Raw genomic sequence first — 26,116 nt, forward strand, 5'->3', positions numbered from 1 at the left:
GGCTAGCCGGCCGTGTCCTCGTGGGACAGCTCGACGTCGAGGTCCGTCGTGCCGCCGGCGTCCAGGCGCACGGACGTGGCGACCGGGGCGTAGCCGCCGGCGATGACGGTGTACTCGCCGCGGTCCAGGTCGCCGAAGCCGTACACGCCGTCGGCGCCGGTGGTCGCGGTGCCGATCACATTGCCCGCCGAGTCCAGCAGGGTCACCTTGGCGTCGCCGAGCGGGTTGCCGGTGACGGAGCTGACGACGCCGTGCAGCCGGGCGCCGGGTTCGAGGCCGATCTCGCAGGGCTCGGTGGCTCCCGGTGCGACCTCGACCGGCACGGCCGTCGGACGGTAGCCCGGCGCGTTCACGGCGAGGGTGTAGCTGCCGGGGACCAGGTCCGCGAGCGAGAAGCCGCCGTCGGCGCCGGTGGTGCCGGAGGTGACGACCTCACCGCGCAGGTCGGTCGCGACCAGCAGGGCGCCCGGCAGCGGGTGCCCCTCGGCCGCGTCCCGGACGGACCCGGCGAGGGCCGCGGTACTGCCGCTGAGCACGAGGTCGTGGACGACCGGCTCCTCGCCGACCAGCACGGTGACGGCCTGCGGCTGACGGGCGCCCGCGGCGCCGATCAGCACGTACGTGCCGGAGCCGGTCACCGTCACCTCGTAGCTGCCGTCCTGGGCGCTGACGGCACGGTCCAGCTGCCGGCCCCGGACGTCGATCAGGGTGACCGCCGCCTGCGGGACCGGGGCGCCCGAGCCGTCCAGCACCCGGCCGCGCACGGCCTGCCGGGCGGTGCCGGCGGCGCCGTCCCGTGCGGGCGGGGCCTCGACGGCCGCGGGGGCGTCCGCCACCGGGGCGGGCGCGGCGGCGGGCTCCGGCGCCTGGGCGCCGTCCCCCTGACCGCCGTCCGCCGCCGTGCCGTTCGCCTCGGCGGCGCGGGCCTCCAGACCCGACACCTTGCGCAGCGGCACCTCCTTGGTCCACACCGCGACCAGGAGGCCGAGGACCATGATGGCCGCGGCGCACAGGAACACGAGGTGCATCGAGTCGGTGAAGCCCTCCTTGAAGGGCTGGGCCAGACGCGGGTCGAGCCGCTGGATGAAGGAGGAGTCGTCCAGCACGCCCGAGCCGCTGCCGCCGCTCGCGCCGGGGTGCTCGACCATCTTCAGCACGGGCGCGTTCGCGGGGTCGGCGCGGACGGCCGGGTCGTGCAGCGCGGCCTGGAACGCGGGCGTCCGGGCCGCGGCGGCGAACGCCGAGGCGATCTTGTCGCCGACGGTGCTGAACAGCACGGACAGGAAGACCGCCGTACCGGCGGTGCCGCCCATCTGCCGGAAGAAGGTGGCCGACGCGGTCGCCACGCCCATGTCCTTGGGCTCGACGGAGTTCTGCACGGCCAGGGTCAGGATCTGCATGCAGCCGCTGAGGCCGACGCCGAACAGCGCCATGTAGGCCATGGTCTCCGGCAGCGGGCTGTCCCACTGGACCCGGTAGTGGAAGAGCAGCATGGCCGCGACGAGCAGCATGGTGCCGACGATCGGGAAGATCTTGTACTTGCCGGTCTTGGAGATGATGCGGCCGACCACGATGGTGCCGGCGATCATGCCGACCATCAGCGGCAGCATCAGCAGACCGGACTTGGTGGGGCTGACGCCCTTCACGATCTGGAGGTACAGCGGGACCATCATCATCCCGCCGAACATGCCCATGCCGATGAGCACGGACAGCAGGCTCATCTTGCTGAACACGGAGCTGCGGAACAGGCGCATCGGGATCAGCGCCTCGTCGCCCATGGCCCGCTCCACGAGGACCCAGGCCAGCAGGCCGACGACCCCGACCGCGTAGCAGACGTACGCCTTGGTGGAGGTCCAGCCCCAGCTCTGGCCCTGCTCGGCCACGAGCAGCAGCGGCACCACGCCGACGGTGATGGTCACCGCGCCCCACCAGTCGATGCGGTGCTCGCGCCGGGTGTGCGGGAGGTTGAGCACCTTGGCGACGACGAACAGGGCGATGATGCCGACGGGCACGTTGACGAGGAAGACCCAGCGCCAGCCGGAGATGGCCAGGATGCTGCTGCGCCCGGCCAGGAAGCCGCCGATGAGCGGGCCGAGGACGCTGGAGGAGCCGAACATGGCGAGCATGTAGCCCTGGTAGCGGGCGCGCTCGCGGGGCGGCACGATGTCACCGATGATCGCCAGTGCCAGCGACATCAGACCGCCGGCGCCGATGCCCTGGAAGGCCCGGAAGGCCGACAGCGCGTTCATCGAGGTGGCGAACGAACAGGCCGCCGAGCCGACGACGAAGATGGTGATGGCCGCGAGGAAGAAGGGCTTGCGGCCGTAGAGGTCGGACAGCTTGCCGTACAGCGGCGTGCTGATGGTCGACGTGATCAGGTACGCGGTGGTGACCCACGCCTGCGCGCTGAGTCCGTGCAGATCGTCGGCTATGGTCCGGATCGAGGTGCTGACGATGGTCTGGTCGAGGGCGGCGAGGAACATGCCCAGCATCAGGCCGCTCAGGATCGTCATGATCTGGCGGTGCGTCAGCCGGCCGGCCGGCGGTGGCGACGCGGATATCGCTGGGGTTCCCCCGCGGGCCGGGGACGCGGACATGGTCATGCGTGCGGATCTCCTTGCCTCGCCTCGCCCGCCGGGTGCGGCCCGGCTCCGAGGCTCGTGTACGTGCTGTCCACCAGGTCGTCGTCGAGGCGCTTCGGCGGACGGGTGAGCCGGCGGCGGTCCTCGGCCGGCCGCGGCTCCGTCTCCCGCCGGCGTACGGCGCTGCGGTATCCGGCGTGACCTGCCTCGGTCGCGCCGGGCGGTGAGCCCCGGCGGCGCCGGCCGCAGGCCGGCGGCCGGGCGAGCAGGATGCGGTCGGCCGCGCCGTGCTCGCGGCCGGAGCGCCGGGTCCGGGCGGTGGAGAGCCGCGTGCGGCGCACCGTCTCCGCGCCCGGGCCGGACGCCGCGGCCTCGGCGGCCGCCGTCCGCGTGCCCAGTGCCCCGGTACTCAACGCTTCGGCGCTCCCCGTCTCGATGTGTGTGCCCTCCCGGCGGTCGCCGTCCAGGCCGTGGTCGTCGCACCGTCCGTGGGTACGGCGCGCTCCTGGCCCCCGCGGCTCGCGGTGCCGGTCGTCACCCGCATTCCGTTGCTTGCGGCTACCAAGTGAGTGTAGGGCCTGCCGGAGGCCGGTGTACGCCGATGTCCGGTCAGGCTTCGCCCGCGCGACGTCCTGGTGCGGCGAGGGTGCAGGGTACCCGGCCCGTCTGTGTGCCAGGACCGCGCGGCACGTGCCCCGCCGCAGCACCGGGCCGGCCGGGGGTGTGCCGCGCGGACGGCCACGGCCGCGGCGCCCCGGCCGGTCCACGAGGACGCACGAGACACCGGATGCGGGGAGGCGTGCCCGGGCCGCTCCCCCGCGCCCGGTCGAACATCCGTCGCCCCTCGTTCCCGGAACGTTCAACTCACTTCCCTGCCAGGGTTCTTCGGCGCCCGCCTACGGTCCTTGCGGTCTGAAGGAGGGGTTCATGGACGCAAGTCTCGCGGTGCGGGCGCGCGGGATCGCGAAGTACTTCGGCGAGGTGGTCGCGCTCGACGGCGTCGATCTGGACGTGGCACCGGGCCGGATCCACGGTCTGGTCGGCCCGAACGGAGCCGGCAAGACGACGCTGCTCGGCCTGCTGCTGGGGCTGGCCGTCGCCGACTCCGGCGAGCTGGAGATCCTCGGCGTGCCGGTCGGCCGGACACTCGCCGCCGTGGACGGCGTGGCCGGTTTCGTGGACGGGCCGGGCCTGTACCCCTCGCTCACCGCCCGGCAGAACCTGGCCGCGCTGGCCGCCCTGCGCGGCGGCGGCCGGACGGCGGGGATCGAGGAGGCGCTCGCCGAGGTCGGCCTCCGCGAGGTCGCCGACGACCGGGTGCGCGGGTTCTCCCTCGGGATGCGCCAGCGGCTGGGACTCGCCGCCGCCCTGCTCACCCGGCCCCGCCTGCTCGTCCTCGACGAGCCCGCCAACGGACTGGACCCGGCGGGCAAGCGGGACGTGCACGGCGTCCTCGACCGGCTCGCGGCGGACGGCACCGCCGTGGTCCTCTCCAGCCACCGGATGGACGACGTCGAGGCGCTGTGTTCCGAGGTCACCATCCTCGCCACCGGACGGATCGTGTTCTCCGGCCCGCCGGCCAAGCTGGCCGCCGAGAACCGGGAACTGGACTACCGGCTGGTCACCTCCGACCCCGCGGCGGCGCGGCGGCTGGCCGCCGGGACGGACGGCGTGCGGCTGGTGGAGGGCGGCGCGGCGCGGTACGGCGACGCGGTGGTCGTCGTACGCGCGGCGGTGCCCGCGCTCGACGAACTCGTGGCGGACGTCGTGCGGTCGGGCGTCGCGGTACGTGAACTGGCGCCGCTCGTCTCGCCGTTGGAGTCCGCCTTCCTCGCCCTCACCGACTCCCAGGAGGCCGGCCGATGACCGCGGACCTCACCGTGGCCCGCTCCGCGCCCGCCCGGCCGGTCTCCGTGCCGCGCGGCTACCGCTTCGAACTGGTCAAGCTGGTGTCCCAGTGGCGGATCAGACTGCTGGTCCTCGCCTGCTGGGTCGTGCCGGCGCTGTTCGTCGCCGGGGTGAGCCTGCAGAGCACGCTGCCCTCCGACACCCTGTTCGGGCGCTGGATGCACGCCACCGGATGGGCCGGACCGCTGGTCGTGCTCGGCTTCGCGGGCACCTGGGCGCTGCCGCTGCTGACCTCGGTGGTGGCCGGTGACGTGTTCGCCGCCGAGGACCGGCTCGGCACCTGGCGCCATCTGCTCGTGGTCGTACGGTCGGCCCGGCGGATCTTCGTGGCGAAGACGCTGGCGAGCCTCACCGTCATCCTGCTGCTCGTGGCCGGACTGGCCGCCTCCAGCGCGGTCGGCGGTCTGCTCGCGGTCGGCAACCATCCGCTGGTGGGCCTCGACGGCCATCTGCTCGCGCCGTCGGACGCCGCCGTCAAGGTGCTGCTCGCCTGGACCGCCGTGCTCGCGCCGACGCTGGCGCTGGCCGGGGTCGGGCTGCTCGGTTCCGTGACGCTCGGGCGGTCCCCGATGGGGCTGCTGCTGCCCGCGGTCGTGGCGCTGGCGATGCAGCTCGCCCAGATGCTGCCGCTCCCCGTCGTCGTGCGCCTCGCGCTGCCCGGCTACGCCTTCATCGCCTGGAACGGGCTGTTCACCAGCCCGGGTCAGACGGGCCCGCTGCTCATCGGCGTGGCGGTGAGCCTCGTGTGGGCGGTCACCGCGACCGCGCTGGCCTACGCGCTGTTCCTGCGGCGGGACTTCACCCATCCGGGCTTCGACGGCTCGGGGCGCCGCGCGGTCACCGGGGGGCTGCTGCCGCTGGCGGGCCTGCTCGCGGTGTCGGCCGCCGTGCTCGCCCCGGCGACCGGGGCCTCGGGCTCCGGGATCGAGCAGGACAAGGTGCAGCGCTCGCTGGCCACCGCGTTCGGCCACCTGTACCGCATGCAGACCGATCAGCTTCACCGACCCCACGTCACCGAGGCGCAGTTGAGGGCCACGGCGGCGTGCGACAAGGGCAGCGACAAGGTCGCGGCCCAAGGGCCGGGCAACGACTGGCGTTGCGTCGTCTCCTGGCACCTTCCCGGCGTCGAGGCCACTGGTACGGCCATCTACCAGCTCGACGTCGCATCGGACGGGCGGTTCGTCGCCGACGGCGACGGCCCGAAGGAAGTGAACGGCTACTTCCTGGTGCACACCCCGACCGGGGACGCACCGAACCCGCTGTGGCAGTTCGACGGCGACGTCGAGCTGCTTCCCACCTCGAAGGGATAACCCATGCAGGTAACACGCCGCCGCAGGCGTGTCCAGAAGGAGCGTTCCGGCTTTCTGGCCGGACGCTTCGGCCGCCGCATACCGCTGGTGACGGCGGGCACCTCCGCGCTCGCGCTCGTCGCGGCCGGTGCCGCTTTCGCCCAGACCCACCAGTTCGGCACCCAGCAGGTCGGCCAGAACACCCGCAACGGCCAGGTCATCTCCAGTGACCAGTACATCGCGCCGTACGGCGACCGGCTGGTGGTCGACAACGGCAAGATCATGTCGTCCACGGTCAGCCCGGACGGCACCCACCTCGCGGCCTCCGTCACCGACGGCGGCAGCGCGCTGGCCGTCGTGGACCTGAAGAACTGGAAGGTGCAGCAGGTCGTCGGCAACGCCGCGTCGTCCAGTCCCCGGATCAAGGGCAACGCCGTGGGCCAGGAGGGTCCCACCTACTCCCCCGACGGCAAGCAGCTGTGGCTGGGCCAGACCGACGGCTACACCCGCTTCACCGTGAACGCGGACGGCACCGTCTCCGACCCCACGTACATCACGATCCCGGCGGACGGCAGCAAGCACGCGCTGGTGGCCGCGGCGGTGTTCTCGGCGGACGGCTCCACCGTGTACTCGGCGGTCAACGGCCAGAACCGGGTGGTCGCGATCGACGCGGCGACCGGAGCCGTCAAGCAGAGCTGGGCCGTGGGCAACGCCCCGCGCGGCCTCGTGCAGGTCGGCGACAAGCTCTACGTCAGCAACGAGGGCGGGCGCCCGGCCAAGGCCGGCGACACCACCATCAACTCGTACGGCACCCAGGTGCCAGCCGACCCGAAGACCGGCGCCACCACCACCGGCACGGTCAGCGTCATCGACCTGGCGCACCCCTCCGCGCCCGTCACCGGCATCGACGTCGGCCTGCACCCCACCGCCCTGTACGCCAAGAAGGGCGCGGTGTTCGTCACCAACACGGCGACCAACAACGTGTCGGTGATCAACACCGCCAACGACAAGGTCGTCCAGACGATCTCCACGCAGCCGTGGCCGGAGGCGTCGGTCGGCTACGAGCCCGACGCGGCGACGCTCACCGACGACGGGCACCTCCTCGTCACGCTGGGCCGGGCCAACGCGGTCGCCGTCTACCGGTACACCAGCCCGCAGGAGCCGGTGAGTTACGTCGGTCTGCTGCCGACGGACTACTTCCCGGCGGAGATCACGACCGTCGGCAAGCAGGTGGTGATCTCCAACACCCGCGGCATCGACGCCCGCCGTCCCACCACCAGCGCCGGGCACGCCACCCACGACACCACGTCGAGCGTGCAGCGCTTCACGCTGCCCGACGACAGCGTGATCCGCGCCCAGACGGCCAAGGTCTTCCGGCAGAACGGCTGGACCAACGGCTCGGTCAAGGTGGCCGAGGGCAAGAGCCACGCCAAGCCGGTGCCGGTCCCGACGCGCCTGGGCGACCCGTCGACGATCAAGCACGTCTTCCTGATCGTCAAGGAGAACCGCACCTACGACCAGGTGCTCGGCGATGTGCCGCAGGGCAACGGCGACGCGTCGCTGGCCGAGTTCGGCGCCAACGTCACGCCCAACCAGCACGCGCTGGCCGAGCAGTTCGGGCTGTACGACAACACCTACGACATCGGCACCAACTCCGCCGAGGGCCACAACTGGCTGATGCAGGCGGACGACCCGGAGTACACCGAGTCCTCCGCCGGTGAGTACGCGCGCAGTTACGACACCGAGGACGACGCCCTCGGCCACCAGCGGACCGGATTCCTGTGGTCCGGGGCGCAGGCGGCCGGCAAGTCGGTGCGCGACTTCGGCGAGTTCCAGCAGTTCCTGACCAAGCCGTCGGACGCGAGCTGGCAGAACCTGTACTGCGACGCCAAGAACATGGACGCCACCGGGCAGGGCACCGCCTACCCGCTGAACTCGTCCTCGCCGATCCCGTCGCTCAACGACGTGTCGGTGCACGGCTTCCCGAAGTTCGACACCAGCGTCCCGGACCAGTACCGGTACCAGATCTGGAAGCAGGACTTCGAGAAGAACGGTCCGGCGAACCTGAACATGTTCTGGCTCTCCAGCGACCACACCGGCGGTCCGGCGAGCCCGGCCGCGCAGGTCGCCGACAACGACCTGGCCACCGGCAGGATCGTGGACGAGATCTCGCACAGCAAGTACTGGAAGGACTCGGCGATCTTCGTCGTCGAGGACGACTCCCAGGCGGGTCTCGACCACGTCGACGGCCACCGTGCGCCGGTCCAGATCATCAGCCCCTGGGCGCAGCACCACACGGTCGACAGCCACTACTACTCGCAGATCACGATGATCCGCACCATCGAGCAGATCCTCGGGATCCACCCGATGAACCAGAAGGACAGCGCGGCCACCCCGATGTCCGCCGCGTTCACCAAGCACCCGGACTACACGCCGTTCACGGCGCTGCCCAACCGGACCTCGCTGACCGACGGGTTGAAGACCGCGCCGTCGTGCGGTGCGGACACCCCGGCGCCGCAGGACCCGAAGGCGGCCGCGGTGCCCGCGACGAAGGTGCCCGCGTCCGCGCGGACGCTCGCGGCGCAGTGGAGCACCTGGAAGTCCGAGCAGCGGCTGACCGGCCCGAACGCGGTGCCCGACTACGCCAACCCGGCCCAGATGAACCACTACACGTGGTACCAGACGCACAACTGGGCCAAGCCCTACCCGGGCGAGAAGAAGCTCTACGCGCCGAACGACGTCCCGGGCGCGTTCATCCCGTCGTCGGAGAACGACGGCTGACGCGACCTGACGGATTCCGGGCCTCCGGCCGGCGTGGCAGCCGGCCGGGGGCCCGTACCGTTTCCCGGACCGCTTCCCGGTGCAGGTTTCCTCCATGCCCGATCCCTCCGCTTCTCCCGCCCCTTCCGTTCCCTCCTCCCCCTCCGCTCCTTGCATGCCGCGATGGCCGTCCGGCTACCGGGGCCGCTCCGCCACCGCCGCCGACTCCGCGGCGGTGCACCGTCTGGTCAGCGCGTACGAGCGCGCACTGCACGGCCGGGTCACGACCGGCGCCGACCACGTCGCCGCCGACCTCGGCACGTCCGGGCGGGAGCCGTCCGACGTCGCGGTCCTCGTCCACGACCGTGCCGGGGACCTCGCCGCGTGGGGCCGGGTGCGCGGCCGGCGGGCCACCGTCCATGTGCACCCCGGCCACCGCGGCCGGGGGCTCGGCGGCTCCCTCCTGGCCTGGACCGAGGCGCGGGCGCGACAGCTGGGCGGCGACCGGCTCGCCCAGACGGTCTCCGACGAGGACCACGCGGCGACCGCGCTGCTGCGCCGCGGCGGATACGCCCGGCTGGTCACCGAGTGGCTGCTGGAGATCGCGCTGCCCGCCGCGCCGCCGGTGTCCGAGCCGCCGGCGGGCATCACGGTGCGCGCCTTTCGCGCGGGCGACGAGGAGGCGGCGTACCGGCTCACCGAGGACGCGTTCGACGAGTGGCAGCAGCGGCGCAAGACCTACCCGGAGTGGACCCGGCACACGGTCGGCCGGCCCACGTTCACGCCCGCGGCGTCACCGCTCGCCTTCGCGGACGGCGAGCTGGTCGGCGCGCTGCTGTCGCTGGACGCCCCGGACGGCGACGAAGGCTACGTCGAGCGGCTCGCGGTACGGCGCGACCACCGCGGCCGGGGCATCGCCCGGCTGCTGCTGCACGAGGCCTTCCGTACCTTCCACCACCGGGGACGGCGTGCCTGCACCCTGTGGACCCACTCGGACACCGGGGCACTGCCGCTGTACGAACACCTCGGCATGACGGTGCGGCGCAGTTCCACGGTGTACGGCAGGGCGCTGGTCGCCGGGTAGCCGGTTCCGGGGGTTGTCCCCCGCACGCGCGCTGGTGCGGGCCCCCGCACCGGTCCGGCTGTCTGCCGGAGTGATCGCGGCGCGACCGCTGCCTACCGTGCTGTGCATGGCAATTCCGTTACTCAGTGCGGTACTTCTCGGACGCGCCGCCCTCACGGCCGGGGTCGTGGCCGGCGTGCTGGCCGCCGCGCCGGTGGCGGCCGCGCAGCCACGGCCGGACACGTCCGGCTCCTGCGGCACGCACCAGGCCGTGCACCGGTCGGTGCGGCAGCTGGTCACAGAGGACCGGATCGCCGGGGCCTCGGTCCTCGTCACCGAGCCCGCGGGGCGGCCGGGTTGCGCGCGCTGGTCCGTGACGGACGGGGGTGGCCGACCTCGGCACCGGCCGCCCGATGAACACCACGGACCGGCTGCGCGTCGGCAGCGTCACCAAGACCTTCACCGCCACCGTCGTCCTCCAGCTGGCCGCCGAGCACCGGCTGTCCCTGGACGCACCGGTCGAGCGCTATCTGCCGGGTCTGATCCGGGGGCACGGATACGACGGCCGGCGGATCACCGTGCGCGGGCTGCTCCAGCACACCAGCGGTCTGCCCGACTACCTCGACGCGCCCGAATGGGAGAACCCGCAGGCGCTGCGGTACCGCCACTTCGAGCCGCGCGAACTCATCGCCCGCGCGCTCCGGTTGCCGCCTCCGAAGCAGACCTGGCACTACGCGACCACCAACTACCTGGTCGCCGGGCTGATCGTCCGGGAGGTCACCGGTCACTCGACCGAGGCGGAGACGATCCGCCGGGTCATCGCACCGCTCGGGCTGCGCGACACCTACTGGCCCGGCGACGACCCCCGTGTCCAAGGGCCGCACTCGGAAAGCTACTTCACCGGGGCTGACGGCCACCGGGTCGACGGCACCGACTGGAACATGACCTTCGGCGGTGCCGGCGGCGCCCTGGTGTCCACCCAGGCGGATCTGACCCGGTTCGCGACCGCGCTGCTGGACGGGCGGCTGCTGCCCCCGGCGCAACTGGCCGAAATGCGCCGCTCGTTGCCCGCCGACCCGGACCGGCTCTGGCCAGGCGCCCGCTACGGCCTCGGCCTGATCTCCACACCGTTGTCCTGCGGCGGCTCCTGGTGGGGCCACGCGGGAACCGTGCCGGGCGGCCACCGGGCACTGGTCGCCGTCGGGCCCGGCGGGCGCACCGTGGCCCTGGCCCTCAACCAGGTCCCGGACACGCTCCGGGCCGAACAGGACTTCCTCGACGTGGTCGACAAGGCCCTGTGCGATCACTCCCCCACCACCGAAAGGACCCCCGCATGACGAGCCCAGTCGCCGACGGCGGCGAGCGCCGCGCACGCGCCGGCGGTATCCGCCGCCTGGTGGCGCGGACCGGTCCGGTGGCCGCGCTGAGCCTGGCGGGCGCGCTCACCCTGGGCGCCGCACCCGCCACCACCGCCTCCGCGGCTTCCGGTGCCTCCCGGGCCCCCGCGACCGCGGGACCCGGTCCCCTCGCCCGCTTCCACCACCAGCACCTCGACTGGAAGAGCTGCGTGCTCGGCCCCGACGACGCCACCGGCAGGGAACTGGACGCGGCGGGCGCCCGATGCGCCGACGTCACCGTGCCGTTGGACTACACCCGCCCCGGCGGCCGCACGATCAAGGTCGCCGTCTCCCGGATCCGGGCCACCGACACCGCGCACCGCATCGGCGCGCTGCTCCTCAACAGCGGCGGCCCCGGCGGGCAGACGATCGGTGACCCCCCGTGGGTGCGCAAGGCGATGAAGGAGGTCGGCGGACGGTACGACGTCGTCGGCGTCGACCCCCGCTTCGTGGGCCGCAGCACGGTGCTGGACTGCCAGTGGCCCACCGGCACCATGATCCGCGGCGCGGGCACCGGCCGCGCCGGCTTCGACCGTTCCGTGGCCCTCGCCGCGGACCTCGCCCGGCGCTGCCGCGACCACGCGGGCGACCTGGTGCCGTACGCGAGCACCCGGAACACCGCCCGCGACATGGATGTGATCCGGGCCGCGCTGGGCGAGCGCAGAATCTCCTACCTGGGCTATTCGTACGGCAGTTATCTCGGCGAGGTGTACGCCACGATGTTCCCCGGCCGCACCGACCGGGTGGTCCTGGACGGGGTGATCGACCCCGCCCGCTACGGCCCGAGGCTCCTGCGGGGCACGGACGACGCGCAGTGGCACGCCCTGCGCGACTGGGCGGACTGGGCCGCCGCGCACGACGCGGCCTACGGCCTGGGGCGCACCCGGGACGCGGTGCTCGCGGCGGTGGAGCAGGCCCGGTCGGCCGCCGCCCGCGAGCCGCTGCGGCTGGGCGGACACCGGGTGGACGACCACGTCCTGCCCGTCATCGTCTTCAACGGGCTCTCCCAGGACAACCCCGAGTCCTTCGGCGACCTCGCCCGGGCCGTGCGGGACCTGCGCGACGCCGCCGAGGGCCGTGCCGTCTCCCCCACCCCCTGGCTGGCCGACACGCTGCGGTTCGTGCTGACGGGACAGGACTCCGCCTACGGCAGCGCGCAAACGGCGATCCTGTGCGCCGACGGAACCGCGCCCCGCGATCCGCGGACGTACTGGCGTGATCTGCGCCGGGCCGGAACGCGGGACCGGCTGATGGTGCCCGTCACCGACAACATCAACCCGTGCGCGTTCTGGGACGCCCCGCGCGAGCGGCCGACGACCATACGCGCCGATCTGCCGGCCCTGCTGGTGAACGCCACCGGCGACCCGCGCACCGTCTACCCCGGCGCCGAGGCGGTCCACCGCAACTGGCCCGGCTCCCGCCTGGTGACCCTGCGGGACGCGGACCAGCACGCGGTGTTCGGCGTCTTCGGCAGCTCGTGCGTGGACGACGCGGTCAACGCCTACCTGGCGAGCGGGCGGCTCCCGGGCACCGACCTGACCTGCCCCCGGCCCTGACACCGCTCCCCGAAGGGCCCTGCCCCGCGCCTGCCGCGGGGCGGGGCCCCGCCAGTCCCGCGTCAGGGCGCCGTCAGCGGCCGCTGCCATCCTCTTTCCTGTGAACGGCACGGGGCACCGGCCCCGGACCGGGAACGAGGAGAGGTGCCCGGAGTGGCTTATCGGGGACCACGAGCACGCCTCACGGTCGGGCCCCACGGGGCCCACGCAGGTTCAAATCCTGCCCTCTCCGCCGCAGCGGTCCGCCCCCGCCGCCGGGACCTCGACCGAGTGGGTGCCTTCCGGCGCGCCGGGCGGCACGGCTCCCGAGGCTGCTCTTAGCCTCGCAGCATGCCCCGGCTTCCCTCCCATGTACGCGCCTGTCTGTTCGACCTCGACGGGGTGCTCACCCAGACCGCCACGGTGCACGCGGCGGCCTGGAAGGAGATGTTCGACGCGTATCTCCGCGAGCGCGCGGCACGCGAGGGGACACCGTTCGTGCCCTTCGACGCGACGCGCGACTACGACGCCTACGTGGACGGGCGCCCCCGGGAGGACGGGGTGCGCACGTTCCTCGCCGCACGCGGGGTGCGCCTGCCCGAGGGGACGCCGGAGGACCCGCCGGACGCCGAGACCGTGCACGGACTGGGCACCCGCAAGAACGAACTGGTGCTGCGCCGGATCCGGGAGGACGGCGTGCGGCCGTACGAGGGTTCCGTCCGCTTCCTGCACGCGGTGCGCGAGGCCGGTCTGCGGTGCGCGGTGGTCTCGTCCAGCGCCAACGCCCGGGACGTGCTGGCCGCGGCCGGCATCGGGGATCTCTTCGACGAGCGGATCGACGGGGTGGTGGCGCACGAGCGGGAGCTGCGGGGCAAGCCAGCGCCCGACACCTATCTGGAGGCGGCCCGCGCGCTGGCGGTGGAGCCCGCCGCCGCGGCCGTGTTCGAGGACGCGCTGGCCGGGGTCGAGGCGGGGCGGGCAGGCGGGTTCGGGCTGGTGGTGGGGGTCGACCGGGTGGGCCAGGCGGACGAGCTGCGGGCGCACGGCGCGGATGTGGTGGTGCGTGACCTGGCGGAACTCCTGGAGTCGCGGTGATCACCCATCCCAATTACGCGGTCGAACCCTGGTCCCTGCGCGAGACCGGGCTGAACCTGGACGTGCTGGCCCAGAGCGAGTCGGTGTTCGCGCTGTCCAACGGGCACGTCGGCTGGCGCGGCAACCTGGACGAGGGCGAGCCCCACGGACTGCCCGGCGCCTATCTCAACGGCGTCCACGAGAAGCACCCGCTGCCGTACGCGGAGGCCGGCTACGGCTATCCCGAGTCCGGCCAGACGATGATCAACGTCACGGACGGCAAGGTCATCCGGCTGCTGGTGGACGACCACCCGTGCGATCTGCGCTACGGCCGGCTGCTGTCCCACGAGCGGGTGCTGGACTTCCGCACCGGCGTCCTCAGCCGCACCGCCCGCTGGACCTCGCCCGGCGGCCGCACGGTGCGCATCACCTCGCGGCGGCTGGTGTCCTTCACCCAGCGCGCGGTGGCGGCGGTGGTCTACGAGGTGGAGCCCGAGGACGGACCGGCCTCGGTGGCCATCCAGTCCGAGCTGGTCGCCAACGAGCAACTCCCGCACATCGAGGGCGATCCACGGGTCGCCGCCGCCACCGAGTCCCCGCTGACGGCGGAGGAGCACTACGCCGAGGACACCCGGCTGCGCCTCGTCCACCGCACCGAGCGCAGCGCCCTGCGGGTGGGCGCCGCGGCCGACCACATCGTGGAGGGCCCCGAGTCCACCCGCTGGTCGGCGCAGTGCGAGCCCGACGTCAGCCGGCTGACGGTGACCGCGGACCTGGCCCCCGGACAGCCGCTGCGGCTGGTCAAGTTCGTGGCCTACGGGTGGTCCGGGGAGCGTTCGCTGCCGAGCATGCACGATCAGGTGGACGGCGCGGTGGCGGTCGCCGTCAGCACCGGCTGGGACGGTCTCGTCGCCGCCCAACGGGAGTATCTGGACCGGTTCTGGGCGGGCGCGGACGTCACGGTGGAGGGGGACGCGCAGATCCAGCAGGCGGTGCGGTTCGCCCTCTTCCACGTGCTCCAGGCGGCGGCCCGCGGTGAGAACCGGGCGATCCCCGCGAAGGGCCTGACCGGGACCGGGTACGACGGACACTCCTTCTGGGACACCGAGTCGTATGTGATGCCGGTCCTGACGTTCACCGCGCCCGAGGCCGTGGCGTCCGCGCTGCGCTGGCGGCACAGCACCCTGCCGACGGCTCGGGAACGCGCGCGCCAGTTCGGCTTCGCGGGCGCGATGTTCCCCTGGCGGACCATCGAGGGCGCCGAGTGCTCCGCCTACTGGCCGGCCGGCACCGCCGCCTTCCACATCAACGCGGACATCGCGCTGGCCGCGGTCCGCTATGTCGCGGCGACCGGGGACGTGGACTTCGAACGCGGCGCGGCACTCGACCTGTTGGTGGACACCGCCCGGCTGTGGCGCTCCCTCGGCCACCACGACCCGGAGGGCGTCTTCCACATCGACGGGGTCACCGGTCCGGACGAGTACAGCGCCATCGCCCGGGACAACCTCTACACCAATCTGATGGCCCGGCAGAACCTGCTGGCCGCCGCGGACGCGGCCACCCGCCATCCGGACCGGGCCGGCGAACTCGGCGTGGACGACGAGGAGGCCGCGGGCTGGCGGGACGCCGCGAGCCGCATGGCGCTCCCCTTCAACGAGGACCTGGGCGTGCACGAGCAGTCGGCCGGGTTCACGCACTTCCAGCGCTGGGACTTCGACGCGACCCCGCCGGAGAACTACCCGCTGCTGCTCAACTACCCGTATTTCGACCTGTACCGCAAGCAGGTGGTGAAACAGGCCGACGTGGTGCTGGCGATGCTGGAGTGCCCGTACGCGTTCACCGAGGAGCAGAAGGCCCGCAACTTCGCCTACTACGAGGCGCTGACGGTGCGCGACTCGTCCCTGTCGGCGTGCTGCCAGGCGGTGCTCGCCGCCGAGACCGGGCATCTCAGGCTGGCCTACGCCTATCTGAACGAGGCAGCGCTGATGGACCTGGACGACCTGGAGCACAACACCCGCGACGGGCTGCACATCGCCTCCCTCGCCGGGACGTGGATCGCCCTCGTCGGCGGCTTCGGGGGGCTGCGCTGGCACCTCGGCGAGGACGGGCGGCCGGACGTCCTCGGTTTCGCGCCCCGCCTGCCCGAGGCGCTGTCCCGGGTGGTGTTCACGGTGCAACTGCGCGGACGCCGGCTGAAGGTGGACATCGGCCCGGCACGGGTCGGCTACCGGCTCGCCGGCGGCGAGCCGCTCACGGTGCTCCACTACGGGGAGCCGGTGACCGTGACCGCCGAGGCGCCGCTGGAGCGCCAGATCCCGCCGCTGCCCGCCCGTCCGGAGCCGCAGCAGCCCCGGAACCGGCGCCCGGAGGGGCCAAATGAGCCGGAGGAGCCGCGGGCGGAGGCTCCGGAGCAGTAGCCGTTCACCCGGACGGGTACATCCCGCGGACGAGTCGGGGCGCGTACGCATGACCGCCCGCCGGCCGGTGAGACATCGGACATGGGGATGAGCAAGGACGAACCGTCGCCGGGCGGCCCGTTACCGGGGTCGCGGCGCTTCCCGGCCGCCTCCGACGTGGTGTTCACGGCGGACTTCACCTCCACCGCCCAGTGGGTCGCGGTCCGCTCCCGCGCCCGTCCCGCCGACGGCCCGGACCATCCGGACGACGACCGGCTGGACCGTCCGGTGGACGACCCCCGCTACTGCCGCTCGGGGGTCTTCCGGGCAACCCGCCTGCCGGACGGCCGCTGGCAGACGGGGCTGCTGACCACCCGGGGAAGCCGGGAGGGGTTCACGGTGCGACCTGGCGATGTGCTGGACGCGCGGGTGCGGCTGCCCCGGGAGACCGGCGCCTGGCCGGCGATCCGGGCCTGGGGGGACGGCGGGCAGGACGTCGACGTGTTCGAGTACCACGCGGACAACCCGGACCAGATGGAATTCACCAACCATGTGCGCAGTGCGAGTTGTTATCTGCACGACGACGCCGTGCGCCCCGGCGCGTGGGTGGACGTGCGCACCGAGTTCGGGCCGCGCTGTGTGATCTGGTCGCTGAACGGTGCCTCGGTCTTCGCCGACCACCGGGGCGTGGGGCACGCCTGGCGGGCCCATCTGGTCGTCGGCCTGGCGGTGAGCGCCGGGCGCTACCATCCGCCCCCGGAGCCCGGGACGACCGAGATGTCGTTCGAGGTGGGCAGCCTGGCCGTGCGCCGGCCCTCCGGCGGCGGCCGGACGGCGTACGCACGGCCCGTATGAGGAAGGTGGCCGTTCCATGCCCGTACCGAGTCTGCTGGCGGTGTTCGCGCACCCGGACGACGAGTCGCTGTCGGCGGGCGGGGTGCTGGCCCGGCACGCGGCGGCGGGCGCCCGTACCGGGGTGGTCACCGCGACCTGGGCCGAGGGCACCGAACGCGCCGGCGAGCTGGCCAAGGCTCTGCGTGTCCTCGGCGCGGGCGAGCCCCGGCTGCTCGGTTACGCGGACGCGCGGGTGCCGTGGTCGGCGCCGGGCCGCGCACGGTTCTGCGACGCGCCGCTGGACGAGGCGGTGGGGCGGCTGGTGGCACACATCCGCGCCTTCCGCCCGGACGTCGTGGTCACCCACGACGCCTACGGCGGGCTGCCGGGTCACCCGGACCATGTGCACACGCACCGGGTGACCGTGCTCGCCGCCCAGGCGGCCGGGCTCGCGGGGCTCTATCCGGACGCAGGTGAGCCCTGGCAGCCGGGCGCGCTCTACCTGGCCACGCATCCGCACTCGGTGGTCCCGGCGCTGCGGGAGGTGATCGGCGAGCGCAAGACGGTGTACGCCGTCCCGGACGAGCGGATCACGGCGACGGTCGATGTCCGCCCCTGGCTCGACCAGAAGACCGCCGCGGTGCTCGCGCACCGCTCCGAGGTGGCGCGCGGGGCCCTGCCGGGGCTGATCGCCAAGCTGACGCCCCGCGAGCGCGGGCGGTTGCTGGGCACCGAGTGGTTCACCCGCCACGACCTCGCGACCACGGCGCCGCCGGGCACGGAGCTGACCGTCTGACCGCCGAGAGGCGGGGGCCCGCCCGATTGGCCATGCTGGGCTGAGAGTGACCCTTTCGCGCGACAAGGAGCACGGCATGCCGACGGACACGGTCGGACGATTCATGGCGGCCCTGGACGCCGATCAGCGCGAGGCCGTCGGCGCGAAGCCGCGCGCCGAACAGGAGCAGCTGGCGGCGGCCTGGGAACGGGAGCTGGAGGCGGACGACGAGCTCGACACGCTGGACGAGCTGTCCCCGCCGGCCGCGGAGGCCGAGGCGGCCCGCCGCGTGCTGCACCGCGAGGCCGGATAGCGCCCGCACCGGCCGCCGACGGCACCCGGCCGCCCACCGGACCCGGCCCGCCGCGGTCGGCCCGCGTCCCGGGATCGGCCACCGCCGCCCGCGGCGGCGCGCGGCCCGCTTCGGCACCGCCGGCCGGGTGGCGCGCTGAGCGGACTCGCGGACCCTGCCGACGGGGCCGGTGCGACAGGGGGCTACTGTCACCTGTCGTCCGTTGTGCTCCCCGTCCGCAGCAGGAGGCGGCTTTCCCATGTCAGGTCATGCGACGGCCGCCCTGTCGGCCGGGAGCCTGCCGGAGCTGACGCTCGGCCGCGCGCTCGGGTCGTGGCAGCCGGATGTGCCCGCGCTGATCCTGATCGTCCTGCTGGGCGGCCTGTACGGCTGGGGTGTGCTGCGGGTGCGCCGGTCGGGCGGGAGCTGGTCGCCGGGCCGCGGCGCCGCGTTCGCGCTGCTGGGTCTCGGTGGTCTGGCGGTGGCCACGATGTCGAGTCTCGCGGTCTACGACCACGAGCTGTTCTGGCCGGCCGCGGTGCAGAACGTGCTGCTGGACCTCATCACCCCGCTGGGCCTGGCCCTGGGCGATCCGCTGCGGCTGGCCATCGAGGCGCTGCCCGGGGAGGGGCCCGGGCGGGTACGGAGGCTGATGTCCGGCCGGCTCGTACGGCTGCTCACCTTCCCCCTGGTCAGTACGGCCCTGGTGCTGGCGACCGAGCTGACGGTCTACTTCACGCCGTACTTCGCGACGGCCCTGCGGGTGGGCTGGCTGCACGAGCTGATGTATCTGCACCTGCTGGTGGCCGGCTGTCTCTTCGTGGTGCCGGTCCTCACCCGCGAGGAGGCGCTGCCCACGTGGTGCAGCCATCCGGTGCGGGCGGCGCTGGTGTTCCTGGACGGCGTCATCGACGCGGTGCCCGGCCTCGTGGTGATGACGCACGGCACGCTGATCGCGGGCGCCTGGTATCTGCACCACGCGCCGTCCTGGTCGCCGGACGTCGCGCACGACCAGCAGATCGGCGGCGGTGCCATGCTCAGCATCGCCGAACTGGTGGCGCTGCCCTTCCTGCTGGCGATCCTCGTGCAGTGGGCGCGCGCCGAGCGGGTGCAGGCCGCGGCCCTCGACCGGCGGCTGGACCGGGACCTGACGTCCGTGGCGCCCCGCACGACCGGGCCAGGTGCGGCCCGGGCCGAGGACGAGGCCGTACGGGTGCGTCCCTGGTGGGAGACGGAGCAGAACGACGTGGCCGCCAGGATCCGCCGCCAGCGCGGCGAGGACTGACCGGCGCGGCTCAGGGCCGGGCACCCCGGGCCAGGACGACGACGTAGCGGCACTCGGCGCCGGTGGTGTTGGCGAAGACGCGTTCGGCGGGCTCGCCGAGTTCGATGCTGTCCCCCGGCCCGAGGTCATGGCACCGCTCGCCGTCGTGGAAGGTCAGCCTGCCGTCGAGGACCCAGACGACCTGGCGCACGAAGGCGAAGGCCGCGGCCGGGTACGGCACCCGGGCCCCGGCGGGCAGCCGGATCTCGGCGACCTCGGCGGGAAAGTCCGGGCCGGTGATCTGGCGGCGCCGGTAGCCGGTGGCGGGGTCCTGCCACTCGGCCGTGCCGGTACGGCGGGACGCGCCCGCTCCGCCGTCCGGCTCCTGTCCCGCCGCCCCGTCCCCGTCCTCCGCGAGGGCGAGCAGGGAGGCGATGCTCAGCTGGAAGGCGGCGGACAGCTTGCCGAGCACCACGGCGGTGGGGCTGCTCTCGCCGCGTTCGATCCGGTTGATCATCGCGCGGGAGACCCCGGACGCCTCGGCCAGCTGGGCCAGGCTCCAGCCGCGCCGCTCCCGCTCGGTGTGGATGCGGCTCGCGATCCGCCCCACCAGGGGATCTACTATGTTGGACATGCTTCCAATATATGAGAGGGCCGGTGCCGTGACCGTGCGCCGGGCGCACGCCGGTGATGCGGAGGCGGTGCGCGCGATCCGCAACCATGCGATCGAGCACTCGACGGCCCTGTGGACCGAGATCCCGCAGTCGGCCGCCGAGGGCGCGGCCTGGCTGGCCGCCCACCTGGAGCGCGGCTCGGCGTTCGTGGCCGAGACCGACGGCGAGGTGGCGGGGTTCGCCGTCTTCGCGCCGTGGCGGGCCCTGGACGGCTACCGGCACACGGTGGAGGACTCGGTCTACGTCCGCGAGGGCCGGCACGGTCTCGGCATCGGCTCCGCGCTGCTGGCGGCGCTGATATCGGCGGCGCGCGAGGCGGGCCACCACCTCGTGATCGCCGGTATCGAGGCGGGCAACGGTGCGTCGATCCGGCTCCATGAACGCTTCGGCTTCGAACACGCGGGGACCGTGCGGGAGGCCGGGATCAAGTTCGGCCGCCGGCTCGACCTGACGCTCATGCGGCTGTCGCTGGACTGAGTCCGGGCGCCCCTCGTCCGGGCGCCCGCCGGGATGCGGGGCGGGGTGGGCGGTCGTTTACTGAAGCCGTTCGGTGGAGCCGTCGACCGTGGCCCGCCGGCGGCGTCGCCGGACACCGCCGAAGGCGCCGTCGGGTGGTGGAGGTGGAGCGGGCGTGAGCGGCACGGTCGGGCAGTCCTCCGCGTCCGCGGCGGCCGACGACCCCCAACGGACCATGCTGACCCGCGGTTACCTCCGGCTGCTGGTGCTGTCCCTGGGCCTCGGGGTGCCCATCGCGTTCGCCAGTTTCTTCTTCGTCGGTCTCCAGCACTGGCTCCAGCACCTGGTGTGGCAGGAGCTGCCGCACACGCTGGGACTCGGACGGCCCCCGTGGTGGTGGCCGCTGCCCGCGCTGACGCTGGCCGGGCTGATCCTCGCCCCGATCGTCACCCGGCTGCCCGGGGCCGGGGGCCATGTCCCGGTGCACGGTCTCGGCGGCGATCCCGTCGGCCCGCGTGCCCTGCCGGGGGTGGTGCTGGCCGCGGTGCTGACCCTTCCGCTGGGTGTGACCCTCGGCCCGGAGGCACCGCTGATGGCGGTCGGGTCCGCGCTCGCCCTGCTGGGGCTGCGCACCCTGGGCCGGCACCCGGCGGGCGCCCCTTCGGCGGCGGTCGTGGCCACCGCCGGGTCCACGGCCGCGATCTCCACCATCCTGGGCGGCCCGGTGGTGGCGGCCATCATGGTGGTGGAGGCCGCCGGGCTGGCCGGGCCCCGGCTCACCGTGCTGTTGCTGCCCTGTCTGACCGCCAGCGGGGCCGGCGCGCTGGTGTTCACCGGGTTCGGCCGCTGGACCGGGCTGTCGACCGGCGCCCTCGCCCTGCCGAAGCTGCCGCCGGACACCGCACCGGACGCGGGCGACTTCCTCTGGGGGCTGCCGGCGGCCGCGCTGATCGCCGTGGTCGTCTCGGTGGCGCACCGCCTCGGCGAGCGGACCCACCGGTGGACCTCCGCGCGTGCCACCGGGGTGCGCACCCTGGCGTGCGCCATGGCCGCCGGGACCTGTCTGGCGGCGTACGCGCTGCTGACCGGCCGTTCGCCCGAGGAGGCGGCGCTGTCCGGGCAGGCGATGCTCGCCCGGTTGGCCGAGGACCCGCACGGCCTGCCGGTGCTCGCGCTGGTCGCGCTGGTCGTCTGCAAGGCGCTCGCCTGGGGCATCAGCCTGGGCAGCCTGCGCGGTGGCCCGATCTTCCCGGCCGTGCTGACCGGGGTGGCGGTCGGGGTGGCCTGCTCGGGGCTGCCGGGGTTCGGGGCCGCCCCGGGGATCGCGCTGGGCATCGCGGCGGCGGCCACGGTCGTCACCGGCCTGCCGCTGACCGGCTCGGTCCTGGCGGTGCTGCTGCTCGGCCGCGACGCCTACAACCAGATGCCGCTCATCGTCCTCGCGGCCGTCACCGCTCTGCTCGTCAGCCGTCTGCCGCTTCGGCGCCGGCCGCGGCCCGCCCCGGACGGCGCATAGGGACGCCCCGGCGCGGGGAGGCGGGCCGGGGCTCGCCGACGACGCTATGCGCCGGGCCGTACCCCGAGGGAGTCCCCTGACGCGGCGCTGACGGGCGGGGGCCGCATTTTGACGGGCTGTTGAGGTCCGCCGGGCGGCACGGGGGTCAGGACGGCCGGCCGCCCGGCCGCCAGGCGTGCACCTCGATAGCGGCGTAACGGTCCTCGGTCAGCAGGGCGCGGGCGGCGGCCGGGTCCGGGGCACGCAGCAGTGCCGCCGTGCCCAGCCATGCGGTGGCGTCGTCGGAGAGGAGGGGGCCGTAGGCGATCAGGTCCGCACCGCGCTCGGCCGGTACCGTGAGGTCGGCGGCCTCGCCCTCGCCGAGGCCGAGCACCAGGTAGCGGTCGCCTCCGGCGCGGCCGCCGGGGAACTCCCACATGGTGCGCCCGAGCAGATTGCGCCAGCGGCGCAGCAGTACGTCCCGGTAGGCGCCCGCCTGGTAGCCGGGCTCGTCGAAGGCGAACGCGCGTGCCGCGGCCGGGTCCGGCAGGTCCAGGACGTGCACGCTGCCGGTGGGCGTCTCGCCGTCGGCCGCGAGGGTCGGGCCGCGGGCGATCATCTCCTTCTGGAACAGGTCCATGTACGACCAGTGCTCTTCCAGCAGCTGTTTGCGCAGCGGGAAGGAGCCGGGCCGGTCGCGGTGGTGGCAGAAGAACTCCATGGGCCCACCCTCTCGCGCCGACTGCCGCCACAGCACTCCCTTTTCCGGGGCTCCGGGTGTTCCGCTCGCCCGGGTGGGGCAGGACACCCCGCGGGCGTTCCACGTGCGGCACCGGGAGAGACCCCGCACGGTGGGACGGTCGGCCGTCCGCCCGCGCGTCCGACGGCCGAACGACACGAGGAGAGCCGATGTCCGATGCCGTAGCACCGGCGCAGCCGGTACTGGAGCCCGCCGCCGCCGAGTTCGCGGCGGCCACCGACAAGCCGCCGTTCCCGTTCGACCTGCCGCCGGCCGAGGGCCGCAAGGCGGTCGACGAGGTGCAGTCCGGCGACATCGAGAAACCGGCGGTCGACGAGGAGTGGATCACCGTCTCGGGCGGCCCGACGGGCAGTGTGCGGGCGCGGATCGTCAGGCCCGCCGGGGCCTGCGGGACGCTCCCGGTCGTCCTGTACCTGCACGGCGCCGGCTGGGTCTTCGGCAACGCCCACACCCATGACCGGCTGGTGCGGGAACTCGCGGTCGGTGCCCGGGCCGCGGTGGTCTTCCCCGAGTACGACCTCTCCCCCGAGGCGCGCTACCCGGTCGCCATCGAGCAGAACCACACCGTCGCCCGCTGGGTGGTGGAGCAGGGCGCGACCAAGGACCTGGACGGCTCGCGGCTGGCGGTCGCCGGGGACTCCGTGGGCGGCAACATGGCGGCGGCGCTCACCCTGATGGCCAAGGAGCGCGGCGGCCCGGCGCTGGCGCAGCAGGTGCTGTTCTACCCGGTCACCGACGCGAGCTTCGACACGCCGTCGTACCACCAGTTCGCCACCGGCTACTACCTGCGCCGGGACGGCATGCAGTGGTTCTGGGACCAGTACACGACCGACGCGGCCGACCGCGCCCGGATCACCGCCTCGCCGCTGCGCGCCACCACCGAGCAGCTCGGCGGGCTGCCGCCGGCGCTGGTGATCACCGGCGAGGCGGATGTGCTGCGCGACGAGGGCGAGGCCTACGCGGCCAAGCTGCGCGCGGCGGGCGTCCCCGTCACCGCCGTCCGCTTCCAGGGCATCATCCACGACTTCGTGATGCTCAACGCCCTGCGCGGGACGCACGCCGCGCGGACCGCCATCGGCCTGGCCTGCCGCACCCTGCACGAGGCGCTGCACACCGGCTGAGGCCGGGCGGCGCCGCCCGCCCGGGCAACCCGGACCGATCCCGTGCCGCCGGGACGGTTGCCCGGGGCGGGCGGCCCGGATTTCATGGGGCCCATGTCCCACGGCTCATCACCCACGAACGATCCGGTGCTCTTCTTCGCCACGCGGCAGGCGTGGGAGGAGTGGCTGGAGGAGAACCACGCGGACGCCAGGGGCGTGTGGCTGAAGATCGCCCGGAAGGGCTCCGCGCCGCCCGTCCCCGACGCGGTCGACTATCCGGGCGCGTTGGAGTCCGCGCTCTGCTTCGGCTGGATCGACGGGCAGAAGAAGAAGCTGGACGAACGGCACTGGCTCCAGCGGTTCACCCCGCGGCGGCCCGCCGGCCGGTGGTCGCGGCTGAACCGGGAGAAGGCCACGCGGCTCATCGAGGAGGGCCGGATGCGTCCCGCCGGCCTGCGGGAGGTGGAGCGGGCCCGGGCCGACGGCCGCTGGGAGGCGGCCTACGCCGGTCCGCGCACGGCCACGGTGCCCGACGACCTGCGCGCCGCACTGGACGCCGTTCCCCGCGCGGCCGCCTTCTTCGCGACCCTGGACAGCCGCAACCGCTACGCCGTCCTCCACCGCGTCGAGGAGGCGAAGCGGGCCGAGACGCGGGCGGCCCGGATCGCCAGGTTCGTCGCCATGCTCGCCGAGGAACGCAAGCTCCATCCCTGAGCACCCTTACGGGCCCTGCGCGGCGGATCGGCGCCGCCGCCCGGTGCGTTCGTGCTCGCGTCCGGCCGCGGCGGCGCCCGACGGGTGCGCCGGGCGCCGCCGTTCACCGTCAGGGCGCTGAGGTGACCGTCCGGCCGAGGTGCCGGGCGAGGAACCGGACCGCGCTGTCGGCCTCGAACCTGGGCATGTCGAAGTGCTTGCCCGCGTTGGCGTGCAACGTCTTCTCCTTCGAGGCGAAGGCGTCGAACAGCGCGAGGCTCGCCTCGCGCGGGATGCGCTCGTCGTCCCATTGCATGGCGAACTCGATCGGAACGGTGATCTGCTGCGCCGTCTCGAACAGGGCGTCGGGCCAGTTCATCCCGAAGGCCGCGGACACGATCCGGGGCTCGGCCGCCACCAGCGGCACCCCGATCGCGGTGCCCAGGCCGATGCCGAAGTAGCCCACCGGCCCGTCGGGGCCGATCTCCGGAAGTTCCTGAAGGGCGTCCAGGACCGCCTGCCACTCGGGCACGGCCAGTTCGGCCAGGCGGGCGTTGTAGGGAACGACGATCGGGCCTTCCGGGGCGCCCGCCGCCTGCGCCTTGCGCAGCTCGGCGATGTCCTGCTCGTCCCGCGCGGAGCGCGGCCGGTCGCCGTGGCCGGGCGCGTCGACGACGGCGACATGGAGACCGCAGCCGGTGACGAGTCGCTGGGCCCGGCCCGTCATCGCCGGGTGCTTCTTGTGCTGTCCGCCGCCGTGGCCCATCAGGACCAGGGGGGCGCGCTCGGTGCCGGAGGCCGGCGACCAGAGGACTCCGGGGACGTCGCCCAGGGTGAAGTCGCGTTCGACCATGCCGTTCGAGGACGACTCGGCGGTGAATCGCAGAGAATGCATGAGGTGTTGCCTTTCGGGAGGGCCTTGGTGTCGAGGCGCTCCCGGCGACACCTACGTCAGTCGCCGGCCGTGACGCGAAGGGAGAGCACCCACGTCGATACAGCGTTCATGGGTCTCACCTCCTCGGGCGGTGTCACGGTCGATCGCACGTTAGCGGTCCGATCATCACACCGTCCAATCCTTTTCGCGCGGGAGGCTTGGTCGCACGAACCGAATGCCGGCCGCTGGGGGCCGGAACCGTGCGGCCGCCGGGAAGCGGTCCGCGCCCCGGGCGCGCCATCGCCGCATGTCCGGATGATCCGTCTCCGCACCGCTTACGATGCGGAAGCGAAGCCTCATCAAATCCCATCGATCCGCATCGATCTCTTTCGAGCCTTGTCGACTGGAGCAGGTATGACCGGTGATCCCGAGCCGATCAGCGCCGAGGCGCGGCGCGCGCTGGAGCAGGAGTTGGCCGATCTGCTGGACGAGCGCCGGATGGTCGCCGGAACGCTGAAGGACAATCCGGACGTCGGCGACCAGGCCGATCAGGCGGACGAGTTGCAGCGGGTGAACCAACTGGACCGTCTCGACCGCCGGATCGCGGACATCACCGAGCGGCTGCGCCAGGCGGAACTGGCCGGGCCCGCGCGGACCGATGCGGTCGGGGTCGGCAGCACGGTCACCGTGCGCTTCGCGGACGGCTCGGTGGAGACCCTGCAGATCGGCGAGGGCGCCGAGGCGCTCGACCAGAACCTGGTCACCGCGGACAGCCCGCTCGGCCGTGCCCTGCTCGGCCGCCGCGCGGGGGACAGCGTCCGGTACGACACCCCGGACGGCCCCGCGAGCGCGGCCGTGGAGTCGATCGGGGAGCCGCCCGCGTAGGACGACGCGC

21 protein-coding genes and 2 pseudogenes are annotated in these 26,116 nt (G+C 73.8%); 18 read left to right on the forward strand and 5 right to left on the reverse strand.

Annotation, left to right across the window (positions count from 1 at the left end):
• Positions 1 to 2: 2 nt before the first annotated feature.
• Both BLW85_RS03515 and BLW85_RS03520 read right to left on the reverse strand, forming a co-directional pair.
• The gene (locus tag BLW85_RS03515; RefSeq protein ID WP_074990564.1) at positions 3 to 2,603 is read right to left on the reverse strand and encodes an MFS transporter; all 2,601 of its coding nucleotides are present in this window, start codon (positions 2,601 to 2,603) and stop codon (positions 3 to 5) included.
• Complete coding sequence (locus BLW85_RS03520; RefSeq protein ID WP_070025025.1) at positions 2,600 to 2,995, reverse strand: hypothetical protein; 396 nt, start codon at positions 2,993 to 2,995, stop codon at positions 2,600 to 2,602. The genes BLW85_RS03515 and BLW85_RS03520 overlap by 4 nt, the downstream gene beginning before the upstream one ends.
• 514 nt (positions 2,996 to 3,509) lie before the next feature.
• On the opposite strand from BLW85_RS03520, the gene BLW85_RS03525 reads away from it, so the two are divergent.
• The 13 genes and pseudogenes from BLW85_RS03525 (at position 3,510) to BLW85_RS03580 (ending at position 19,190) form a co-directional block, all read left to right on the forward strand.
• The gene (locus BLW85_RS03525) at positions 3,510 to 4,448 is read left to right on the forward strand and encodes an ABC transporter ATP-binding protein (protein WP_074990566.1); all 939 of its coding nucleotides are present in this window, start codon (positions 3,510 to 3,512) and stop codon (positions 4,446 to 4,448) included.
• Complete coding sequence (locus tag BLW85_RS03530; protein ID WP_074990568.1) at positions 4,445 to 5,800, forward strand: ABC transporter permease; 1,356 nt, start codon at positions 4,445 to 4,447, stop codon at positions 5,798 to 5,800. Before BLW85_RS03525 ends, BLW85_RS03530 begins: the two co-directional genes overlap by 4 nt.
• Before the next feature lie 3 nt (positions 5,801 to 5,803).
• Positions 5,804 to 8,560 carry a phosphoesterase gene (locus BLW85_RS03535; RefSeq protein ID WP_070025019.1) on the forward strand — a complete coding sequence of 919 codons (2,757 nt, stop codon included), beginning with the start codon at positions 5,804 to 5,806 and terminating at the stop codon, positions 8,558 to 8,560.
• Positions 8,561 to 8,714: 154 nt separating this feature from the next.
• The gene (locus tag BLW85_RS03540; protein ID WP_074990570.1) at positions 8,715 to 9,623 is read left to right on the forward strand and encodes a GNAT family N-acetyltransferase; all 909 of its coding nucleotides are present in this window, start codon (positions 8,715 to 8,717) and stop codon (positions 9,621 to 9,623) included.
• A gap of 106 nt (positions 9,624 to 9,729) precedes the next feature.
• Positions 9,730 to 10,939 (forward strand): annotated as a pseudogene (locus BLW85_RS03545) (serine hydrolase domain-containing protein).
• Positions 10,936 to 12,555 (forward strand): alpha/beta hydrolase, encoded by a 1,620-nt coding sequence (locus tag BLW85_RS03550; protein WP_074990572.1) that lies wholly within the window; start codon positions 10,936 to 10,938, stop codon positions 12,553 to 12,555. Before BLW85_RS03545 ends, BLW85_RS03550 begins: the two are co-directional and overlap by 4 nt.
• A gap of 138 nt (positions 12,556 to 12,693) precedes the next feature.
• A pseudogene (locus tag BLW85_RS39185) lies at positions 12,694 to 12,787 on the forward strand.
• Between the two features lie 98 nt (positions 12,788 to 12,885).
• On the forward strand, positions 12,886 to 13,629 hold the full coding sequence (locus BLW85_RS03555; RefSeq protein WP_074990575.1) for an HAD family hydrolase: 744 nt from the start codon (positions 12,886 to 12,888) through the stop codon (positions 13,627 to 13,629).
• Complete coding sequence (locus BLW85_RS03560; protein WP_074990578.1) at positions 13,626 to 16,025, forward strand: glycoside hydrolase family 65 protein; 2,400 nt, start codon at positions 13,626 to 13,628, stop codon at positions 16,023 to 16,025. The genes BLW85_RS03555 and BLW85_RS03560 overlap by 4 nt, the downstream gene beginning before the upstream one ends.
• An 87-nt stretch (positions 16,026 to 16,112) precedes the next feature.
• Entirely contained in the window at positions 16,113 to 16,859 is a 747-nt protein-coding gene (locus BLW85_RS03565; protein ID WP_074995954.1) for a LamG domain-containing protein, read from the forward strand.
• Between the two features lie 16 nt (positions 16,860 to 16,875).
• Positions 16,876 to 17,634 carry a PIG-L deacetylase family protein gene (locus BLW85_RS03570; protein ID WP_074990580.1) on the forward strand — a complete coding sequence of 253 codons (759 nt, stop codon included), beginning with the start codon at positions 16,876 to 16,878 and terminating at the stop codon, positions 17,632 to 17,634.
• 76 nt (positions 17,635 to 17,710) lie between these two features.
• On the forward strand, positions 17,711 to 17,926 hold the full coding sequence (locus BLW85_RS03575; protein WP_070025006.1) for a hypothetical protein: 216 nt from the start codon (positions 17,711 to 17,713) through the stop codon (positions 17,924 to 17,926).
• Between the two features lie 238 nt (positions 17,927 to 18,164).
• Positions 18,165 to 19,190 carry a cytochrome c oxidase assembly protein gene (locus BLW85_RS03580; protein ID WP_074990582.1) on the forward strand — a complete coding sequence of 342 codons (1,026 nt, stop codon included), beginning with the start codon at positions 18,165 to 18,167 and terminating at the stop codon, positions 19,188 to 19,190.
• Positions 19,191 to 19,200: 10 nt separating this feature from the next.
• Here the strand turns inward: BLW85_RS03580 and BLW85_RS03585 are convergent, their stop codons facing one another.
• On the reverse strand, positions 19,201 to 19,803 hold the full coding sequence (locus BLW85_RS03585; protein ID WP_074990585.1) for a helix-turn-helix domain-containing protein: 603 nt from the start codon (positions 19,801 to 19,803) through the stop codon (positions 19,201 to 19,203).
• On the opposite strand from BLW85_RS03585, the gene BLW85_RS03590 reads away from it, so the two are divergent.
• Positions 19,802 to 20,320 (forward strand): GNAT family N-acetyltransferase, encoded by a 519-nt coding sequence (locus tag BLW85_RS03590; protein WP_074990588.1) that lies wholly within the window; start codon positions 19,802 to 19,804, stop codon positions 20,318 to 20,320. The genes BLW85_RS03585 and BLW85_RS03590 overlap by 2 nt on opposite strands.
• Positions 20,321 to 20,474: 154 nt before the next feature.
• Entirely contained in the window at positions 20,475 to 21,815 is a 1,341-nt protein-coding gene (locus tag BLW85_RS03595) for a chloride channel protein (protein ID WP_244174799.1), read from the forward strand.
• Positions 21,816 to 21,960: 145 nt separating this feature from the next.
• On the opposite strand, the gene BLW85_RS03600 is transcribed toward BLW85_RS03595, so the two are convergent.
• Positions 21,961 to 22,515: a YciI family protein gene (locus BLW85_RS03600; RefSeq protein ID WP_074990590.1), complete on the reverse strand. Its 555-nt coding sequence runs from the start codon at positions 22,513 to 22,515 to the stop codon at positions 21,961 to 21,963.
• Between the two features lie 188 nt (positions 22,516 to 22,703).
• Here BLW85_RS03600 and BLW85_RS03605 point away from each other — a divergent pair, with 188 nt between their 5' ends.
• Both BLW85_RS03605 and BLW85_RS03610 read left to right on the forward strand, forming a co-directional pair.
• A complete protein-coding gene (locus BLW85_RS03605) occupies positions 22,704 to 23,675 on the forward strand; it encodes an alpha/beta hydrolase (protein ID WP_074990592.1) in 972 nt (323 codons plus the stop codon).
• A 93-nt stretch (positions 23,676 to 23,768) separates the two neighbouring features.
• The gene (locus BLW85_RS03610) at positions 23,769 to 24,368 is read left to right on the forward strand and encodes a YdeI/OmpD-associated family protein (RefSeq protein WP_074990594.1); all 600 of its coding nucleotides are present in this window, start codon (positions 23,769 to 23,771) and stop codon (positions 24,366 to 24,368) included.
• Positions 24,369 to 24,477: 109 nt separating this feature from the next.
• On the opposite strand, the gene BLW85_RS03615 is transcribed toward BLW85_RS03610, so the two are convergent.
• The gene (locus tag BLW85_RS03615) at positions 24,478 to 25,242 is read right to left on the reverse strand and encodes an alpha/beta hydrolase family protein (RefSeq protein ID WP_074990596.1); all 765 of its coding nucleotides are present in this window, start codon (positions 25,240 to 25,242) and stop codon (positions 24,478 to 24,480) included.
• Between the two features lie 393 nt (positions 25,243 to 25,635).
• Here BLW85_RS03615 and BLW85_RS03620 point away from each other — a divergent pair, with 393 nt between their 5' ends.
• Positions 25,636 to 26,106 carry a GreA/GreB family elongation factor gene (locus BLW85_RS03620; protein WP_070024991.1) on the forward strand — a complete coding sequence of 157 codons (471 nt, stop codon included), beginning with the start codon at positions 25,636 to 25,638 and terminating at the stop codon, positions 26,104 to 26,106.
• Positions 26,107 to 26,116 lie beyond the last annotated feature (10 nt).

It is taken from the genome of Streptomyces misionensis, from assembly GCF_900104815.1.
Classification (GTDB): Bacteria; Actinomycetota; Actinomycetes; order Streptomycetales; family Streptomycetaceae; genus Streptomyces; species Streptomyces misionensis.

Bases quoted from the DNA above. Each gene is read 5' to 3' on its own strand.
- BLW85_RS03575 (WP_070025006.1), top strand. From the start codon at position 17,711: ATGCCGACGGACACGGTCGGACGATTCATGGCGGCCCTGGACGCCGAT.
- BLW85_RS03540 (WP_074990570.1), top strand. From the start codon at position 8,715: ATGCCGCGATGGCCGTCCGGCTACCGGGGCCGCTCCGCCACCGCCGCC.
- BLW85_RS03550 (WP_074990572.1), top strand. From the start codon at position 10,936: ATGACGAGCCCAGTCGCCGACGGCGGCGAGCGCCGCGCACGCGCCGGC.
- BLW85_RS03515 (WP_074990564.1), bottom strand. From the start codon at position 2,603: ATGACCATGTCCGCGTCCCCGGCCCGCGGGGGAACCCCAGCGATATCC.
- BLW85_RS03585 (WP_074990585.1), bottom strand. From the start codon at position 19,803: ATGTCCAACATAGTAGATCCCCTGGTGGGGCGGATCGCGAGCCGCATC.
- BLW85_RS03570 (WP_074990580.1), top strand. From the start codon at position 16,876: ATGCCCGTACCGAGTCTGCTGGCGGTGTTCGCGCACCCGGACGACGAG.
- BLW85_RS03555 (WP_074990575.1), top strand. From the start codon at position 12,886: ATGCCCCGGCTTCCCTCCCATGTACGCGCCTGTCTGTTCGACCTCGAC.
- BLW85_RS03590 (WP_074990588.1), top strand. From the start codon at position 19,802: ATGCTTCCAATATATGAGAGGGCCGGTGCCGTGACCGTGCGCCGGGCG.
- BLW85_RS03525 (WP_074990566.1), top strand. From the start codon at position 3,510: ATGGACGCAAGTCTCGCGGTGCGGGCGCGCGGGATCGCGAAGTACTTC.
- BLW85_RS03530 (WP_074990568.1), top strand. From the start codon at position 4,445: ATGACCGCGGACCTCACCGTGGCCCGCTCCGCGCCCGCCCGGCCGGTC.
- BLW85_RS03565 (WP_074995954.1), top strand. From the start codon at position 16,113: ATGAGCAAGGACGAACCGTCGCCGGGCGGCCCGTTACCGGGGTCGCGG.
- BLW85_RS03600 (WP_074990590.1), bottom strand. From the start codon at position 22,515: ATGGAGTTCTTCTGCCACCACCGCGACCGGCCCGGCTCCTTCCCGCTG.
- BLW85_RS03535 (WP_070025019.1), top strand. From the start codon at position 5,804: ATGCAGGTAACACGCCGCCGCAGGCGTGTCCAGAAGGAGCGTTCCGGC.
- BLW85_RS03605 (WP_074990592.1), top strand. From the start codon at position 22,704: ATGTCCGATGCCGTAGCACCGGCGCAGCCGGTACTGGAGCCCGCCGCC.
- BLW85_RS03615 (WP_074990596.1), bottom strand. From the start codon at position 25,242: ATGCATTCTCTGCGATTCACCGCCGAGTCGTCCTCGAACGGCATGGTC.
- BLW85_RS03620 (WP_070024991.1), top strand. From the start codon at position 25,636: ATGACCGGTGATCCCGAGCCGATCAGCGCCGAGGCGCGGCGCGCGCTG.
- BLW85_RS03580 (WP_074990582.1), top strand. From the start codon at position 18,165: ATGTCAGGTCATGCGACGGCCGCCCTGTCGGCCGGGAGCCTGCCGGAG.
- BLW85_RS03610 (WP_074990594.1), top strand. From the start codon at position 23,769: ATGTCCCACGGCTCATCACCCACGAACGATCCGGTGCTCTTCTTCGCC.